The organism is Streptomyces sp. NPDC059534, assembly GCF_042743475.1.
Classification (GTDB): domain Bacteria; phylum Actinomycetota; class Actinomycetes; order Streptomycetales; family Streptomycetaceae; genus Streptomyces.
This window is the reverse complement of sequence record NZ_JBHWAQ010000005.1, coordinates 150,837-166,943: the sequence shown is the minus strand read 5'-3', so window position 1 is coordinate 166,943 and position 16,107 is coordinate 150,837. Positions and strand designations below refer to the sequence as shown.

General features: G+C 73.2%; 15 protein-coding genes. 4 read left to right on the top strand and 11 right to left on the bottom strand.

The window, feature by feature from the left end:
- Positions 1-67: 67 nt before the first annotated feature.
- On the top strand, positions 68-367 hold the full coding sequence (locus ACFVZH_RS08430; protein WP_384894584.1) for a hypothetical protein: 300 nt from the start codon (positions 68-70) through the stop codon (positions 365-367).
- A gap of 157 nt (positions 368-524) precedes the next feature.
- On the opposite strand, the gene ACFVZH_RS08425 is transcribed toward ACFVZH_RS08430, so the two are convergent.
- Genes ACFVZH_RS08425 through ACFVZH_RS08405 form a run of 5 tightly spaced genes read right to left on the bottom strand, consistent with a single transcriptional unit; the run spans position 525 to position 6,607 of the window.
- Positions 525-1,955, bottom strand: coding sequence for a cellulose binding domain-containing protein (locus ACFVZH_RS08425; protein ID WP_384894582.1), 1,431 nt, complete (start codon positions 1,953-1,955; stop codon positions 525-527).
- A gap of 46 nt (positions 1,956-2,001) precedes the next feature.
- Positions 2,002-3,486 (bottom strand): beta-N-acetylhexosaminidase, encoded by a 1,485-nt coding sequence (locus tag ACFVZH_RS08420; RefSeq protein ID WP_384894580.1) that lies wholly within the window; start codon positions 3,484-3,486, stop codon positions 2,002-2,004.
- A gap of 9 nt (positions 3,487-3,495) precedes the next feature.
- Positions 3,496-4,329: a carbohydrate ABC transporter permease gene (locus ACFVZH_RS08415; protein WP_384894578.1), complete on the bottom strand. Its 834-nt coding sequence runs from the start codon at positions 4,327-4,329 to the stop codon at positions 3,496-3,498.
- Entirely contained in the window at positions 4,326-5,330 is a 1,005-nt protein-coding gene (locus ACFVZH_RS08410) for a carbohydrate ABC transporter permease (RefSeq protein WP_384894576.1), read from the bottom strand. Before ACFVZH_RS08410 ends, ACFVZH_RS08415 begins: the two co-directional genes overlap by 4 nt.
- 17 nt (positions 5,331-5,347) lie before the next feature.
- Entirely contained in the window at positions 5,348-6,607 is a 1,260-nt protein-coding gene (locus ACFVZH_RS08405) for an extracellular solute-binding protein (RefSeq protein WP_384894574.1), read from the bottom strand.
- A gap of 174 nt (positions 6,608-6,781) precedes the next feature.
- Here ACFVZH_RS08405 and ACFVZH_RS08400 point away from each other — a divergent pair, with 174 nt between their 5' ends.
- The 3 genes from ACFVZH_RS08400 to ACFVZH_RS08390 all read left to right on the top strand — a co-directional run bounded on the left by ACFVZH_RS08400 (position 6,782) and on the right by ACFVZH_RS08390 (position 9,019).
- Positions 6,782-7,549 carry a GntR family transcriptional regulator gene (locus ACFVZH_RS08400; protein ID WP_384894572.1) on the top strand — a complete coding sequence of 256 codons (768 nt, stop codon included), beginning with the start codon at positions 6,782-6,784 and terminating at the stop codon, positions 7,547-7,549.
- Positions 7,550-7,584: 35 nt separating this feature from the next.
- Complete coding sequence (locus tag ACFVZH_RS08395; protein ID WP_384894570.1) at positions 7,585-8,349, top strand: GntR family transcriptional regulator; 765 nt, start codon at positions 7,585-7,587, stop codon at positions 8,347-8,349.
- Between the two features lie 97 nt (positions 8,350-8,446).
- Positions 8,447-9,019, top strand: a complete 573-nt coding sequence (locus ACFVZH_RS08390; RefSeq protein ID WP_384894568.1) for a hypothetical protein — start codon at positions 8,447-8,449, stop codon at positions 9,017-9,019.
- 131 nt (positions 9,020-9,150) lie between these two features.
- Here the strand turns inward: ACFVZH_RS08390 and ACFVZH_RS08385 are convergent, their stop codons facing one another.
- Genes ACFVZH_RS08385 through ACFVZH_RS08360 form a run of 6 tightly spaced genes read right to left on the bottom strand, consistent with a single transcriptional unit; the run spans position 9,151 to position 16,106 of the window.
- The gene (locus ACFVZH_RS08385; protein WP_384894566.1) at positions 9,151-10,575 is read right to left on the bottom strand and encodes an NADase-type glycan-binding domain-containing protein; all 1,425 of its coding nucleotides are present in this window, start codon (positions 10,573-10,575) and stop codon (positions 9,151-9,153) included.
- A 5-nt stretch (positions 10,576-10,580) separates the two neighbouring features.
- Complete coding sequence (locus tag ACFVZH_RS08380) at positions 10,581-11,150, bottom strand: phage tail protein (protein ID WP_384894564.1); 570 nt, start codon at positions 11,148-11,150, stop codon at positions 10,581-10,583.
- Positions 11,147-13,132, bottom strand: a complete 1,986-nt coding sequence (locus tag ACFVZH_RS08375) for a putative baseplate assembly protein (RefSeq protein WP_384894562.1) — start codon at positions 13,130-13,132, stop codon at positions 11,147-11,149. Before ACFVZH_RS08375 ends, ACFVZH_RS08380 begins: the two co-directional genes overlap by 4 nt.
- A 10-nt stretch (positions 13,133-13,142) precedes the next feature.
- Positions 13,143-13,541 carry a GPW/gp25 family protein gene (locus tag ACFVZH_RS08370; RefSeq protein ID WP_367826899.1) on the bottom strand — a complete coding sequence of 133 codons (399 nt, stop codon included), beginning with the start codon at positions 13,539-13,541 and terminating at the stop codon, positions 13,143-13,145.
- Positions 13,542-13,554: 13 nt separating this feature from the next.
- Positions 13,555-15,369 (bottom strand): VgrG-related protein, encoded by a 1,815-nt coding sequence (locus ACFVZH_RS08365; protein WP_384894560.1) that lies wholly within the window; start codon positions 15,367-15,369, stop codon positions 13,555-13,557.
- Positions 15,366-16,106 carry a LysM peptidoglycan-binding domain-containing protein gene (locus tag ACFVZH_RS08360; protein ID WP_384894558.1) on the bottom strand — a complete coding sequence of 247 codons (741 nt, stop codon included), beginning with the start codon at positions 16,104-16,106 and terminating at the stop codon, positions 15,366-15,368. Before ACFVZH_RS08360 ends, ACFVZH_RS08365 begins: the two co-directional genes overlap by 4 nt.
- Position 16,107 lies beyond the last annotated feature (1 nt).

The window sequence follows — 16,107 nt, the reverse complement described above, 5'->3', positions numbered from 1 at the left end:
AAGGGAGCGCGTCCGGATTCGCGGGCGTACCGAATGGAGCGCCTGCCCGGTCGGGAAAGGCCGCGTCATGCGCATGCTGCTGAAAGTGCAGATGGACACGCCTGCCTCCAACGAGGCCATCAAGGCCGGCACCCTCTTCAAGACGGTCGAGGGCGCGCTGGAGGCGCTCCATCCCGAAGCCGCCTACTTCACCGTCGAGGACGGCTGCCGCACCGGGTACATCTTCTTCGACCTCACCGACACCTCCGAGCTGCCGAAGATCTCCGAGCCCTTCTTCCTCGGACTCGGCGCCAAGATCCACTACTCGCCCGTGATGAACCGCGAAGACCTGGCCAAGGGCCTCGCCGCGATCATGCCCGGCAACTGACCGGACCGACCCGGACGCCGGTCATACGGAGCGGATCACTTCCAGGGCGGGCCCGTACCGACGTGGGCACCGCATCCGGCGACCACGGCCGGCCGGACGGGTTCGGGCCTGCCTCCTCGCCCGAGGGGGGGCAGGCCCGATGCGGCCGGACGATGCGTCAGGACACGGCCGGGACGGTGTCCTCGAAGGTGGTGCCCGAGGAGCGGTAGGCGCTGACCTTGGCGGTGACCTGGGCGGGGGTGAGGACCTGGTCCTTGACGTGCAGGACGTAGTCGACCTTCTGGTCGTAGGCGCGGGGGGTGGTGGAGGGCTGGCCGGCCAGGTCGATCAGCCACTGGTTGAAGTTGATGGACATGGGGCGCTCGGGGAGGTAACGGGCGTCGTGCCGGCCGAACTCCTGGCCGTCGATGGAGTAGACGATGGCGTTGTCGTCGATGGTGAGGACGAGGTCGTGCCAGCCGGCGTGGCCGGCGCGGGACTCGGAGTGCTGGTTGACGGCCTCCCAGGGGTCGGGGCGGTAGGTCTCCCAGGAGGTGGTGTAGAGGATGTTGGCCGGCTCGCCCCAGCCGCCGTTGGGGAGGTACTCGAAGTCGTACTCGGCGTAGTCGTCGGCCATGGGGGCCTTGAGGTCGTTGATGGTGAAGAAGGTCTGGACGACGCGGTCGCCGTCCGGGCCGGAGAGCGGGGCGTCGGAGAAGCGCACGCGCGCCGCGTAGGTGCCGTTCCTGAACTTCGTGGCCCGGGTGAGGATCTCGGTGTGCCGGGTGGACTCGCCGGTCCCGGCGGTGGAGGTCCGCAGGTTCATGACCGAGTTCGCGCCCTCCTTGGCGAAGGTGACGTTCTCGGGGGCCCAGGTGGCGCCGGGCACGCCGGGGCCGCCGGCGTTGGAACGGACGCTCCAGCCGTGGGTGCTGATCGCGGGGTCGGTGTGTCCGGTGTAGTCGAAGTCGTCGAAGAGCGCGGCGCCCGTGGGCGGCGGGGTGGTCGGGCCCGTCGGTGTGGGCGTCGGCGTGGGCTCGTTGCCGGCGGGCGCGGTGCCCCAGACGGGGACTCCGGCCACGGTCGCGGTGACCTTGGACCAGTCGGCGTAGGTGGTCTGGGCCGGGCCGAAGGAGTAGTCGTCGTTCTGGTCGAGGGGCTGCCAGTTGGAGCGGTGGAAGCGCAGTTGCATGTCACCGGTGTCCGCGCCGGGGGCGAGGGAACCGGCGCCGGCGGTGAAGCCGACCTCGAGGTAGCGGTCGGCGGTCGCGGTGGGGTGGGCGAGGGTGCCGAAGGTGCCGGTGAGGTTCGCGCAGCCCTTGACGGCCCAGGAGCAGGCGTAGGTGTACGAGGCGCCCGCGTCGGACTTGAAGTAGTAGCGCACCTTCACCTGGCTCAGCGGGATGCTCGACGTGCCGGTGTTGGCCACCTTCAGCCAGGGCTCGGCCTGGTCGCCACCGGTGGAGCTCTGCCGGTACCGGACGGTGACGGCCTCGCCGGCGGCGGCTGCCGGAAGGGCGGTGAGGGCGGTGGCGCCGAGCCCGGTCACCGCGGCGACGGCGAGCGCGGCACGGATCCGCAGCTTCCTGTTCCTCGACGGGTCGCTCATGGGGATTCCTCTCCTGGGAAGGGGTGGAGCGGGGGTACGGGGGTGGTCACAGGGACACGGGGGACAGGCGGCGCGGCACCCCGAGGGCGTCCAGCCGGGTCCGGTGGTGGCGCAGGCGCTCCTGGAAGCCGGGCCAGTCGTGGCGGCCGGTCCAGACGACCTCCGCGAGCGCGCAGAGCCGGGGGAAGGTGAGGTACTCGGCGTGGGCGGCGGTGGGCACGTACTCGGTCCACAGCTGGACCTGGGAGCCGAGCACCCGGGCGGCCTCCTCGGGGCTCCAGTCGGCAGGTGCCGGGTCGTTGCCGTGGACGGCCCGCAGGTCGACGACCTCGCCGGCCTGGCCGGGCGGTTCGGCGGGGCCGGCCGACTGGGGGTAGTCGAGGTAGGTGGTGCGGTGCGGTGCCATGACGACCTGGTGACCGCGGCGGACGGCGGTGCGTCCGTGATCGGCGTCGCGCCAGGGCATGACGGTGAAGTACGGCGGAAGGTCCGCGCCGTTCTCGGTCCAGCTGAGCGGCCGGCGGCCGGCGTCGAGGAGGTGGCGTCCGACCTGTTCCATGAACCAGCCGTGGAGGGCGTCGGGGCCCGGCAGTCCCTCCTCGGCGGTCCTGCGGAGTGCGGCCGGGGAGGTATGCCACTCGGTGGTGGGGCACTCCTCGCCGCCGATGTGGACGTAGGGGGACGGGAAGACGTCCATCACCTCGTCCAGGACGGTGCGGCAGAAGGCGAGGGCCTCGTCGTGGACGCCGAGGATGGTGTCGCAGACGCCCCACTGCTTCCAGACGTCGTAGCCGCGGCCCGGGTGGTTGCCGAGTTCGGGGTACGCGGCGAGGGCGGCCCGGACGTGACCGGGCATCTCGATCTCGGGCACGACGGTGACGCCGCGCTCCGCCGCGTACGCGACCAGGCCGGTGAGTTCGTCCCGGGTGTACGCGCCGCCGTGCGGCAGCCCGCCGATCTCGGTCAGCCGGGGGAGGGCGGCGACCGGCATCCGCCAGCCCTGGTCGTCGGTCAGGTGGAGGTGGAGGACGTTGAGTTTGTGGAGGGCGAGGAGGTCGACGTACCGCCGGAGGTAGGAGACGGGGCGGAAGCGGCGGGCGACGTCGAGCATGGAGCCGCGCCAGGGGAAGCGCGGGATGTCGGTGATCTGCGCGCAGGGGACCGACCAGGCGACGCCGGGGACCGGCTCCGGGTGGAGGGCTTCGACGGGCAGGAGCTGGCGGAGGGTCTGGACTCCGGCGAGGAGGCCCTGGGGGCGGGCGGCCCTCAGCAGGATGCCCTCGGTGCCGATGGTCAGCCCGTACCCCTCGTCGCCGAGGCCGGTGAGGGCGCGGTCGAGGGCCAGGACGACGGAGCCGTCGGAGCGCGCGGGCAGGGGCAGTCCGGTGGCCGGCCCGAGCAGGGTGCGCAGCAGGCCGGCCGCGGCGCCGGCGCCGGGGGAGACCTTGAGGGCGGTCGTGGAGTCGAACGTGAACCGGCCGGGGAGGACCGAGAGATGGGTGGGCTCGGGGACGAGTCGGGGCAGTGGCATCGCGGTGCGTTATCCCTTCACGGCTCCGCCGGTCATTCCGGCGGCGACCCGGCCCTGCAGGACCAGGAAGAGGACGAGGACGGGCAGGGCGAAGAGGGTGGAGGCGGCCATGGTGGCGCCCCAGTCGGTGCCGAAGACGTTGGAGAAGGACGACAGCCAGACCGGCAGGGTGCGGTCGTCCTGGTTCTTGATGATCAGCATGTTGGCGAAGGCGAACTCGTTCCAGGCGGTGATGAAGCCGAAGAGCGAGGTGGCGAGGAGCCCCGGGGCGAGCAGGGGCAGCGTCACGCGGCGGAAGGCGGCGGCGCGGGTGCAGCCGTCGACCTGCGCGGCCTCTTCGAGTTCCGCCGGGACGCCGGCCAGGAAGGAGCGGAGGGTGACGATGGTGAAGGGCAGGGTGATCATGAAGTACACGAGGCTGAGGGTCACCAGCCGGTCGAGCAGGTCGGCGTCCCGGGCGATGACGTACATCGGGATCAGCAGCGCCTCCCAGGGCGCCATCTGGGCGAGGAAGACCATCAGGAGGAAGCCCCGCCGGCCGCGCCAGCGCAGCCGTGCCACGGCGAAGGCGGCGGCGAGCGCCACGACCAGGGCGAGCAGGACGCATCCCGCGGTCACCAGCAGGCTGTTGCGCCAGAAGATCCAGAAGCCGTCCGCCGCGACCGCGTTCCGGAAGTGCTCCAGGGTGACCGAGCCGGGCAGGAAGCGCGGGGTCTCGGACTGGATGTCGCGGGTCGGCCGGAACGCGGTGAGGACCATCCAGTACACCGGGAAGACGGCGAGGACGAAGACGAGCGCGGCCGCGGCGTTCAGCGGGAGCCGGCGCAGGGCGCGGGGGGTCACCGTTCGGCCTCCTGTCGGAGCAGCTGGCGGAAGTAGGCGACGAGCACGGCCGCGAGGAGGAGGACGGTGAGGGTGGAGACGGCCGCCCCGAGGTCGTAGCGGTGCAGGGACTGGGCGATCCGGTAGGCGTAGACGGGCAGGGTGGTCGTCGCCTCGCCCGGCCCGCCCTTGGTGACGGCCCAGATCTGGGCGAAGCAGCGGAAGACCCAGATGACTTCGAGGCACAGGACGAGACCGAAGACCGGTCTCAGCAGGGGCAGGGTGATCGACCGGAAGGTCCGCCGGCCGTCGGCGCCGTCGAGCCGGGCGGACTCGTACAGCTCGGCCGGGACGGTGAGCAGCGCCGAGTGGAGGGTGATCGCGGCGAACGGCACCGACTGCCAGACGACGAGCAGGACCAGGACGGTGAACGCGGCGGGCCCGTCGGCCAGCCAGGAGTAGCCCTCGAAGGACGTGAACCCCAGCCGGACGAGTACCCAGTTGACCACGCCGAGGCGGGAGGCGAAGAGCCACTGGAAGACGGTCGTGGTGGCGATGACCGGGCTCGCCCAGGCGAGGACGAGCCCGCTCGTCACCAGGATCCGCATCGTCCGGCCGAGCCGCTGCATCATCAGGGCGACCAGCGTGCCGATCACCATGATCAGGGTGACGTTGACCAGGGTCCACCAGAAGGTGCGGCGGACCACCTCCCAGAACTCGGGGTCGGCCAGCACCGTCCGGTAGTTGCGGAACCCCACGAATGCGGCGCCGCCGCGGATGAGTTCCCCCATGCCGTACCGCTGGAAGGAGATCAGCAGATTGCGGACCAGGGGGTAGCCGAGGAGGAGTGCGCCGCCGAGGACGGTGGGAGCCACCAGGAGATAGGGGCGGAGTGCCGGTCCGAACGGCCTTCCCGGGGAACGGGTACCGGGCGCCGGGGGCCGCGGGCCCGATCGCGCGGGCCGGGGGATCCGCCGCGCGGGCCGGAGGGCGGGTCCCGCGGGGCGACGGCTACGGCTCACGAGGCGCGGGGCCTGCCTCACGAGCCGAGGGTCCTGGTGATGCTCGCGGAGGCGGTCGCCGCCGCCCGTGCGGGATCGGTGCCGGTGAGCACGGCGGTCATGTACTGCTTGATCGGGTTGGTGGCCTCGACGGCGGCCCACTGGGGGGAGTTCGGCGTCGCCCGGCCCCGGGCGGCACCGGCGGCCATCGCGGCCGTGCCCTCGTCGTCCTGGATGACGCGTGCGAGGGAGGTGCGGTTGGGGACGTAGCTCATCGTCTTCGCCATGTCCGTCTGCCACTTCTCTCCGGCCAGTGCCCTGACCACCTGGTAGGCGGCGTCGGGATGGGTGGACGCCTCCGGGACGATGAGGTCGGAGCCGCCGGTGAAGACCGCGCCGGGCTGCTCGGCGGTTCTGCCGGGTACGGGGAAGAAGCCGAGCTTGCCCTTGAGGGCGGGGTTGATCTCCTCGACGATCTTCGCGCCGCCGGGTACGGCGACGATCTGGGCGACGTCGCCCTTGGCGAAGACCTCGGCCTGCGGGGGCTTGGCCTCGTCGGAGTCCTTGGGGCCCTTGCCGAGTGCCTGGAGCTGCCGGTAGAAGTCCATGCCGGCGAGGGCCTGAGGGGTGTCGAGCGCACCCTTCCACGCCGTGCCGTCCTGGACGGCGAGGTCGCCGCCGGCCTCCCAGACGAAGCCGGACAGGGTGTACCAGTTCTGGCCGGGGAGGTAGATCCCCTGTGTGGTGCCGTGGTTGAGCCTGGCGGTCACGGCCAGCCACTCGGCCTGCGTCTTCGGGGGAGCGGTGACGCCGGCCCGGGCGAAGAGGTCCTTGTGGTAGATGACGACGCGGTTGGCCGCGTACCAGGGGATGCCGTACTGCCTGCCGTCGACCTTGCCGGGTTCGGCGAGGCCGGGCAGCCAGTCGGCGCCGTTCAGCTCGGCGGTCCTGTCGGTGAGGTCGCGTACGCCGCCGCTCGCCGCGTACTGCGCGACCTGGGTGTTGCCGACCTCGATGACGTCCGGGGCGTCCTTGCTGGCGAGGGCGGCCGTGACCTTCTCGCCGATGCCGTCCCACTCCTGGATCTGGATGTCGAGGTCGATGTCCGAGTGCTCGGCCTCGAAGCCGGTGCGGAAGCGGGTGAGGAAGGCATCGGTGACGCTGTCCTTCATGATCCAGACGGTGACCTTCTCCGGTCCGCCGGAGGCCGCCGGATCGCCCGGGCCGCTACAGGCCGTGGCGGCGAGGGCGACGGCCGCCGCGAGGGCGACGGAGCCGACGAGGGGGCGAGTCTTCACGGGCACCTCGATGGGTAGTTGACCAATTGGTCAAGTGGTCAGGTGTGTGACCAGAAGGTGGCACGGACCAAGGAAGCCGTCAATCCCTTGAAAAACATGTGCTGTTCACTCGACGACAGGTCAACTCCTCCGGCTAATATCACCTTTACCAGTTGACCAGTCAGGGAGAGTGGCATGACGGACGGCTCCGCCGGCGGGGTGCTGAAACGGGAGCGGGTACGGGAACACCTGCTGGGCCTGATCGAGGGCCTCGGCCCGGGCGACGCCATCCCCTCCGAGCGCACGCTCTGCGCCACGCTCGGGGTCTCCCGCCCCACGCTGCGCGCCGCCGTCGACGAACTCGTCGCCACCGGCCTGCTGGTCCGGGAGCACGGCCGGGGCATGTTCGTCGCCCCCGCCAAGATCACCCAGCGACTCGCCCCGGACGACGCGGCCTTCGCCGTCCCCCGGGCCTCCGGCGACTGGTCCAGCACCGTCCTGGAATCCGCCACCGTCCGCGCCGGCGCCCGCATCGGCCGCAGACTCCGCCTCTCACCCGCCGCCGAGCTGCTCTACGTCGCCCGCCTCCGCCTCGTCGACGGCGCGCCCATGGCCATCGAGCACCTGCACATCCCGGCCGACCTGGTCGGCTCGGCGCTCAGCCCGGAGGAACTCGAAGCGGGCGACCTCTACGACCACCTGCGGGAGCATCACCGGGTCCACGTCCAGGAGGCCACCCAGTCGATCGAACCCACCGTCGTCAGCGAGGCCGAGGCCGCGCTCCTCGACGTCCCCGTCCTCTCGCCCGCGCTGCTGATCGAACGCCTCACCCTCGACACCGCCGGCCGGCCCGTCGAATACGTCCACTCGGTCTACCGCGGCGACCGCTACCGCATCGTCTCCCGGCTCGACTTCACCCGCGACGGCCACGTGACCTCCTCGACCGAAGGGGATGCATACTGACCCGCGGGCGGACGGCGCACCGGGGAGGGGACACGATGGAACTCAAGCGGGAACGGGTACGGGAGCACCTGCTGGCCGTGATCGACGGCCGCCGCCCCGGCGACGCCATCCCCTCCGAGCGCACGCTCTGCGTCACGCTCGGGGTCTCCCGCCCCACACTGCGCGCCGCCGTCGACGAGCTCGTCGCCACCGGCCTGCTGGTCCGGGAGCACGGCCGGGGCATGTTCGTCGCCCCCGCCAAGATCACCCAGGAACTGGTCGCCGACGACCCCGCGGCGAGCGTGCCACGGAGCCCGGGCACCTGGACGAGCACGGTGCTCGACCTCCGCACCGTACGGGCCGGCGCCCGCATCGGCCGCAAACTCGCCCTCTCCCCGGCAGCCGAGCTGGTGCACGTGACCCGGCTCCGGCACGTCGACGGCGCACCGATCGCCCTGGAACAGCTGCACGTGCCGGCCGACCTGGTCCCCGGCCTCACCGCCGCCGACATGGAGAGCGGCTTCTACGCCCATCTGCGCGAACGACGCGGCATCCGCACCGCCCACGCCGTCCAGTCCATCGAGCCGACCGTCCTCAGCGAGGAGGAGGCCGCCCTCCTCGACGTGCCCGTCCTCTCGCCCGCCCTGCTCTTCGACCGGATCACCTCCGACACGGCCGGCCGGCCCGTCGAGTACGTCCGCTCCCTCTACCGCGGTGACCGCTACCGCGTCGTCACCCGGCTCGCCCTCGGCGACACCGCCCCCGACCATCCGGCCGCGGACGCCACCGGGGGCGGCACGTGGTGGGGGACGGTGGAGTGACGACGGGGGCCACGCGCCCGCCGTCCGCCCCGGGCACCGTCGCCCCAACAGCGCAGCCCGGCCAGCGTCCCCGCCCGGTCCGTGCGGATGATGAGGCATGGTCGACCCACTCGAACCGCAGGCCGAGGGGCAGCGAGCCGAGAACCGGTCGCGGAGGGGCCGGATCCCCGCCGTCACGGACTGGCTCTCCGTGGTCCTCGCCGTCCTGGCGCTCCTCGTGTCGCTGCTGGGATACCGGCAGTCCCAGAAGGCACAGGAGGCCGCACGGGAGTCGCAGCAGCGCGGCGGCGCCACCAAGGTGGGGTTCTGGCGCCAGGAGTACACCGATCCGCAGGTCCTGAACGTCTTCAACCGGAACGCCTTCGACATCGACGACGTGACCATCACCTTCAGCGACGGCTACTACATCAGGGTCGGCCTCGTTCCCTCGTGCCACGGCTGGACCCTGGCCGGGTTCAGCACGCCCGCCAACGGAGGCGGCACCTACACGCTGCCCTTCCCGGCCCGGCTCGACTTCCGCGACCAGGACGCGCCCCCGGGCAGGTGGACCATCGACGCCACCCCGCCCCACCGGCAGGAGGCCCCGCCCACGCTCCCCGCCGACAAGGACGCGACGCAGTCGTTCCGGGCGCGCTTCTACGGCCCTTACTTCGTCGGCTGCGCCTCCTGACGGCCGCGGCGGCCGCGCCCCGGCCGCCAGGGGCCAGCGGCGTCGGATCGTCGGACCGCCGGGGGCCGGCGGCGTCGGATCGCCGGGGCCCAGGGGTATCGATCGCCGGGCCGCCGGCCGTCCAGGGTGCCTCAGGAGACGGACCTGCCGAAGAACTCCAGCTCCGCGATGGCGACCTGCTTGCGCGGATCGGCCCGCCACGCCGTGCCGAGGACCAGCCGCACCGACAGCGCGTCACGGACCCGGAAGTCGACGCGCTGGGTGCCGCCGTCGTTGATGCGGTGGTGCGAGACGTGGGTGGCGCCCGAGGAGTCCCGCACCACGAGGTCGAACGTCCGGGGGGTCGCCTGGCCGTCCGCCTGGGTGGTGTTCTTGGAACTGCCGGGGGTGATGAGGAGGCTCAGCAGATCGGTCGGCTCGGCGAAGGTGGCTTCCAGGTACTGGCCGGCCGAGTCCCCCGAGTAGCCGGTGCCCCACCAGGTGTTGGAGTACCCGTCGCCCGCGAGCTTCGGGTCCTGCCGCGGTGCGGAGTGGGAGGCGGCCCAGGCGACGGGGTGCGCCGGGACACGGGTGGCGAAGTGGTCCTGGACCGCGCGGGCGGCCGGCGGACCGCCGACGATGCCGCCGACCACCACGGCCACCACCGCCGTGGCGACCACGGCGCGGAGGATCCAGCGGCTCCGGTCGCGGGCGAGCCCCGGCCGCCGGCCCGCGTAGGGGCCTTCGGCGTCGGAGAGCCGCTCCGGCACCATCGGGGTCGCGCAGAAGCGGCAGAAGTGGCGGCCCGGGGTGTTGGCGAGCGCACAGGCCGGGCAGGGCGTGCCGCCCTGGACGGGCACGGGCGCCTCGGCCGCCCGGACGGCGGGCCGCGCGGCTTCCGGGCGGGCGGGCAGCACCGGTGCGGCGACCGCCGGCTCCGGGGTCCGGTTCCCGGGGACGGGCACGAGGAGCGACCGTACGAGCGTGTCGGAGGGGCCGTCGGACGCCGGCCGCGCCTCCGGTACGGGAGCAGGCGCCGGTACGGGCGGCGCGGCCGGTGCCTCCTGGGACGCGGTCACGGCCGGCAGCGGCGCGGTGACCTCCTCGGGGCCGACGGCGGACCGGTCGTCCGGCACACGGGAGAACGCTCCGGAGCGCGGGGCGGCGGCCGGGTCCGTGGCGCCCGGCTCGGGGGCCGCCGGGACGGGACGGGCCCCGGCGACGTCCGGCGTCTCGCCGCTCCGCGCGGCGGCCCGCTCCTCACGCCGTCCGCCGTCCGGCGGCGTCGCCCCGGCCGCGGCGCCGTTCGCCGGACCGTCCGCCGACGACCGGTCGTCGGCGCGAGCCGGGTCCGCCGCCGTGGCCCCCTCCGCGCCGGGAGACGAGCCCGCCGAGGGGGAGAGGTCCGCCGCGGGCGCCGGGGCGCTCGGGACGGCGGGCCGGTCCGCGGACGGCGCGGCGCCGGCCGGGGTGTCCCAGCGCAGGAACGCTCCGCAACTGTCGCAGAACGACTGGTCCACCGTCCGCACCGGGCTCGCGCAGTCCGGGCACGGGCGGGTCTGGGGCGCGTCACTCATGGGGGTCAAGCTCCTTCGGAGGTACGGGAAGTGGTCACCGAGACCGCGAACGGCAGGTGGGCGGGGCGGGCCGCGGCCACGACCGCGCGCAGCCGGTGCGGATCCACGGAGGCGGGGTCGGCGACCCGCAGGACGACGTGCAGACCGGCCTCGGGCGTCCCCGGGAACGGGCCGAGCGGTGCGGCGGACCAGCGCGCGCCACCACTCTCGGTGATCTCCGGCGGAACGCCGAACGCCAGCCGGACCGCCGCCGCCAGACCCTGCCGGGTGCCGCGGACCCGGTGCAGCGCGACGGCCGTGGCCACCGCGTGGCGGCGCAGCGGCAGCGGCTCGGTGCCCTCCACCTCCGCGCCGACCCAGGTCGCGAGGTAGTCCACGAAGTCGGCGGGGGCCAGCGCCGGCGAGAAGTACGCCTCCAGCGAGTCCAGGACGTTGAAGAGCGGCGCGAGGACGACGTCGAGACCGCTCACGAACCGCTGCCCGAAGTCGTCCTCCGCGTAGACGGCGGGCAGCGCCGCCCCCAGCGGGTGCGGGGTCGCGAGCCCGGGAACCGTTCCCCGGGCGGACCCGCTCACCGCGCCTCGATCACGCGGACGCGATGGTCGAACGGGAAGAGCAGCGCGGACGGGGCCAGCTCGATCCGGTCGGTCGTGTCACCCCGGCGGCCGGTCAGCGGGTCCGCAGGATGCAGCAGCACCTCGTCCACCAGTTCCACGCCCGGCACCCGCTGGAGCGCCGCGAAGACCTCGCCGGCGCGCAGCGGTCGCCCGAACGGCCACCCCTCGCCGTGCGCCCCGCCCGTCAGCGGGTCCAGGTACGCGTACAGCGCGTCCAGCGCCTCCGCGCGCACCCGCTCCGCCTCCGCCGCCCGGAACGAGTGCAGCGTCGCGACCACCGTCACGCCCTGGTAGAACGGCGGCCCCACGGCCAGCCGCGTGCCCAGCGGACGCCGCTCGTCGAGGAAGCCCGTCACACGCGACAGCAGCTCCTCGCCCGGCACGAGCTGCTCGAAGCGGAGCCGCCCGCCCCGGTCCGGCACGGCCTGCGGCACCACCAGGACCCGTACCGCGTTCTCGCCCGCCTCGGCCGCGTCCGCCGCCAGGCAGGAGATCCGCGCGGCCTCGGGCGCGGCCCGCCGCGCCAGCTCCTCGTAGTCGCGGGCCGTGACGGCCCGTTCCTGCGCGCGCAGCGTGATGGGCGCGCGGGTCTTGGCCTCCTCGACGGTCTCCCCGTCGACCCCGCCCCGCGCCGCCTCCCGGTTTTCGACCCGCGCGATGTACGGGATGGAGCTGCGCAGCACGGTGATCGTGGCCCGGGCCACGTTGCCCGCCCGGCCGCCGCCGGTGCCGTAACGGAGCGCGCGGATCGCCGCCCCCTTCGGCGGAACCGCCCCGAACTGCCGTATCGTGCCGTCCGGTTGACGCACGGACGGCCCGAAGGCGATCTCGCCGGTCGTCGCGTCCAGGGTGAAGTGCCGGTCGCCGGGCCGCGAGGACGCGAAGTCGCGGACGACCGTCCACTCCTGCCAGCCGGCCTCCGGATCGTCCTCGTCCGCGCCGTCCGCCCGCTCGGCGACCTGGAGCAGCAACGGCGGCCGGTCCACGACCGGCGCGTGCGCGAGCCGCACCCGCTGCCCCGGAACACCCTCCGACTCGCCCAGCTGCTCGTTGCGCACCGCCTCGGCATGGGCCGCCCGGACCGTACCGCCGATGGTGAACGCGCCGGCCGCCCGCACGGTCGGCGACTCGCTGTACGAGGGCAGACCCTCGGCGGCCGCGACCACCCGGCAGCGCACCCAGCCGGCCTCGTGTCCGCCGAGCCGCGAGGCCACGTGCCCGGACGGCATGTGCAGGACCACCTCACCCGGCCGGTTGAGCCCGCCCGTCGTGTCCTCGTCGACCTCGCACCCGGTCCAGCCCTCGGCCGCCGTCCACGCCTCCCACACCAGCGGCGGCCGGCGCGGGTCCACGCCGACGCCGTCCACCCGGCTGTCCAGGTCCAGGACCAGCACACAGTCCGGCACCGCCGCCGACAGGCCGAGGAGCAGCACGTCGCCGACGCGCGGCAGCGCGGAGAAGGCCGCGACGTCCTCACCGCCCAGCACGTCCTGTGAGCGGTCCTCGGGCGCGCCCCCGGACTCCTGGCGCAGCACATGCGTCAGCGCGCAGGGCACCACGGTCAGATCGGCCGTGGTCGCGAAGACGACGGCCTCCTCCGTCTCCGTGCGCCCCGTGGAGACCTCGGTGCCCGTCGGCAGCAGTACCGGCTCGGGCTGCGGCGCGGAGAGCCGGAACGTGATGTCCGCACGGGCGGCGGCCGGCGGGAAGAGCGTCACGCCCAGCAGGTCGAGGAAGGCCAGGTGGTTCTTCTCCGGAACCCGGTTGAGGCGGTAGACGAGCTGGTCCGCCATGTGCGCGACGGCCTCGACCAGGGTGACGCCCGGGTCCGAGACGTTGTGGTCGGTCCACTCGGGGCACGCCTGCTGGATGTAGCGCTTGGCGTCGTCGACGAACTGCTGGAATCGCCGGTCGTCGAGATGGGGTGCGGGCAGGGCCATGGTGGCTCTTTCAGTCCTCGGAGGGGATGACGTAGAAGGGGAAGACGAGGTTGCGCGGGTTGTTGGCGCCGCGCACCCGGTAGCGGACGTCGATGTACAGCGTGGTCGGCTCCAGCGGCGCCGGGGCGACCGTGACGTCCTCCACCTCGATGCGCGGCTCCCAGCGGTCGAGCGACGACATCACCTCGTGCCGCACCCGTCCCATCGTCGAGTCGTTGACCGGAGCGAACACCAACTCGTGCACGGCGCAGCCGAACTCGGGACGCATCGGCCGCTCGCCCGGCGCCGTCGCGAGGACGAGCCGCATCGACTCCTCGATCTCGCGGTCGCGCCGGACCAGGGCGATCGCCCCGCTCGGCCCGGTCCGCAGGGGAAACGCCCAGCCCGCGCCGACGAAGTGCTCACTCAACGGAAACTCCTCCTCAGAACGGCAGGTTCGCCACGACGGGGTTGGGCATCGGGATGGTCGCGGTGATGAACGACGGCGCGTTGACGACGGCCTGGGTCACCGCCGACACCTTGAACTTCGCCCCGGCCTTGATGTCCACGCCGAGCCCCGCGTTCATCCTGATCTTCCCCGCGGCGGACAGCGTCAGATCGGTCCCCGACTCCACCGTCACCCCCCGCGCGCCCGTGATGGTGACCGTGCCGTCGCTCTCGACCGTCAGCGTCGTCCGGGCCTCGTTCAGCTCGATGCTCAGGGCGCCCTTGGCGGTGCGCAGCCGGATGCCGTGCGAGGCCCGCGTCCGGCCGCCCTCCTCGCGCAGCTCCACCGTGTGACCGGTACGCGACGTCAGGGCACGCCACTGCACCCGCCCGCTCGTCGGATCGACGGGCGGCACCCGGTCGGTGGCCGGGGTGTGCCGGTCGACGCCGTTGTACAGCCCCGCGAGGACGTACGGGTGCTCCAGGGAGCCCCGGTCGAACGCGCAGAGCACCTCGTCGTCCACCTCGGGCAGGACGAGACCTCCGCCGCCGCGGCCGCCGAGCTGCGCGACCCGGCACCAGCCGCTCTCGTACGTCGCCGACAGCCACGGGAAACGCAGCCGGACCCGGCCGAGCGACAGCGGATCCTTGGTGTTGGTGACGAGCGCGACCGCCACTCCCGGCATCGGCGGCGCCGGTTCGCCGCCGCCGGACGCCGTCCCGTACAGCGAGCGGAACTGCCGCCCCGAGACCGTCAGCCAGCTGGTGAACTGCCGCCCCGAGGCGAAGACATGCCGCACCCCGGTCGCCGTGTAACGCCCCTCGAAGGGGAAGCCGGCGCCCTTCACGGCGACCGGCTGCCCCGGCTTCAGCGCCGGGTTCCCGGTGACCGCGACCTCCACCTCCGCGAAGGACCCGGTGACGTCGTCGGCGAGCGACGCGGCCGCCCGCGTCACCTCCGACTGGGTGGTGAACGGGTTCCCGGTCGCCGCCAGTTCGGCCGGACCGAACGGCGCGGACAGCTGTGCCGGAGTGATGTCGGAGACGATGTCCCGGCTCACCGCCGTCGGCGTCGGCGCGGTCAACGCCTGCTTCGTACGGGGATCCCAGCCCCGCACGTCGATCTTCGCGACCTGACCGGCCGCGGTCACGGACACCCGGCTGTGCAGGGTGTTGGAACCGAAGTCCAGGACGTACGGGCTCTGCGCCGCGGGCGTCGTGTCGGCGGGCGCGGACGACGCGGGGGGCAGCGCGGCGAACACGAGCCGGCCCGCCGTGTCGAGGGACAGCCGGACGTCGTTCTCCCGCGCCAGCCGCGACAGGAAGTCCCAGTCGGTGATGTTCGGCTGGGTCGCCAGCTCGTACACGGTCGGCGTCGCGTCGACCTTGCCGAGGGGGATGCGGTTGAGGCCGGCCAGCTTCCGGACGATGTCGGACGCGGTCATGTTCGGGTAGCCCTCGACACGCCGGTTGCGCAGCAGGCGATGGCCGGGGTCGTAGCCGCGCAGGATCAGGTACCGGCCGTGGCCGGGCGCCGCGTCCACCTCGACGGCCGTGACCTCGCCGGTCAGCATGGGCTCGCCGAGCCGGCCGTCGGTGAAGGGCGACAGCACCGCCATGGCGCCGACCTTCAGATACGGGAACTTCTCGGTGAGGGTGCCGTCCTTGTCGCTGAACGTCAGCTGGAAGGCCGAGGGCACGTTGACACTGGCGTCCACCCAGCCCTCGGTGAGCCGGACCGCGAGCGGGTCCGGGAGCGGCGTGCCGTCGAGCTGCACGTGGAGGACGGTGGTGAAGGTCTTCTCGCTCATGAGGCGCCCTGGGTCTCCGGCGTATCGGTGGTGGACGGGAGCAGCAGTTCCGTGCCGGGGCGCAGCCGCATCGGGTCGTCGATGCCGTTCGCCTCGGCGATCACCCGCCAGCGCGTCGCGTCGCCGTACTCCCGCCAGGCGAGGGAGGCGAGCGAGTCGCCGGCCACCGTGCGGTGCGCACGGCGGGCCGACAGCGCGCCGGACGTCGGGTTCTGCCGCTTGGTCGCGGTCGCGACCTCGGTGAGCGACAGCGAGCACGTGGCCCGGATCGGTATGCCACTGGGGCTGAAGAGGGTGTACGTGGCGGACACCGAGGTCACGTACGCGACGAACCGCACCGTCGAGAACGAACCCCAGGAGAACTCCACCCACGGCGGCGACGGTGCCTTCGCCGCGATGCTCTGTTGCGTCACCTCGCAGCAGGAGAGCAGGAGCTCCACCTGCTGCTGCACATCGTTGGACGACGGGTCGTCCGAACGGTCGAGGAAGACCTCCAGCTGGAGCTGGGCGGGCTCACTGCCGGTGAACTTCGGCGGCGCACCCCGCGTGTACGCGACAGCCGGCTCGGTGTGCCAGTTCGCGGACCGGCTGAGCTGCAACTGGTCCGGATTGAACTGGAACTTCACCTCGCCGATCCGGCCGCCCATCGAACCGCCGAGGTCCGTCGGCGGCTGATGGATGGAGAGCGCGGCACGCGAGAGCCCGCGTGCCGCGAGCGCGCCCAGGAGCGAGGCCATC

Excerpts from the sequence above, each read along its gene's own strand:
- ACFVZH_RS08430 (WP_384894584.1), top strand. The coding sequence starts at position 68 with ATGCGCATGCTGCTGAAAGTGCAGATGGACACGCCTGCCTCCAACGAG.
- ACFVZH_RS08425 (WP_384894582.1), bottom strand. The coding sequence starts at position 1,955 with ATGAGCGACCCGTCGAGGAACAGGAAGCTGCGGATCCGTGCCGCGCTC.
- ACFVZH_RS08420 (WP_384894580.1), bottom strand. The coding sequence starts at position 3,486 with ATGCCACTGCCCCGACTCGTCCCCGAGCCCACCCATCTCTCGGTCCTC.
- ACFVZH_RS08400 (WP_384894572.1), top strand. The coding sequence starts at position 6,782 with ATGACGGACGGCTCCGCCGGCGGGGTGCTGAAACGGGAGCGGGTACGG.
- ACFVZH_RS08395 (WP_384894570.1), top strand. The coding sequence starts at position 7,585 with ATGGAACTCAAGCGGGAACGGGTACGGGAGCACCTGCTGGCCGTGATC.
- ACFVZH_RS08390 (WP_384894568.1), top strand. The coding sequence starts at position 8,447 with ATGGTCGACCCACTCGAACCGCAGGCCGAGGGGCAGCGAGCCGAGAAC.
- ACFVZH_RS08385 (WP_384894566.1), bottom strand. The coding sequence starts at position 10,575 with ATGAGTGACGCGCCCCAGACCCGCCCGTGCCCGGACTGCGCGAGCCCG.
- ACFVZH_RS08375 (WP_384894562.1), bottom strand. The coding sequence starts at position 13,132 with ATGGCCCTGCCCGCACCCCATCTCGACGACCGGCGATTCCAGCAGTTC.
- ACFVZH_RS08365 (WP_384894560.1), bottom strand. The coding sequence starts at position 15,369 with ATGAGCGAGAAGACCTTCACCACCGTCCTCCACGTGCAGCTCGACGGC.
- ACFVZH_RS08360 (WP_384894558.1), bottom strand. The coding sequence starts at position 16,106 with ATGGCCTCGCTCCTGGGCGCGCTCGCGGCACGCGGGCTCTCGCGTGCC.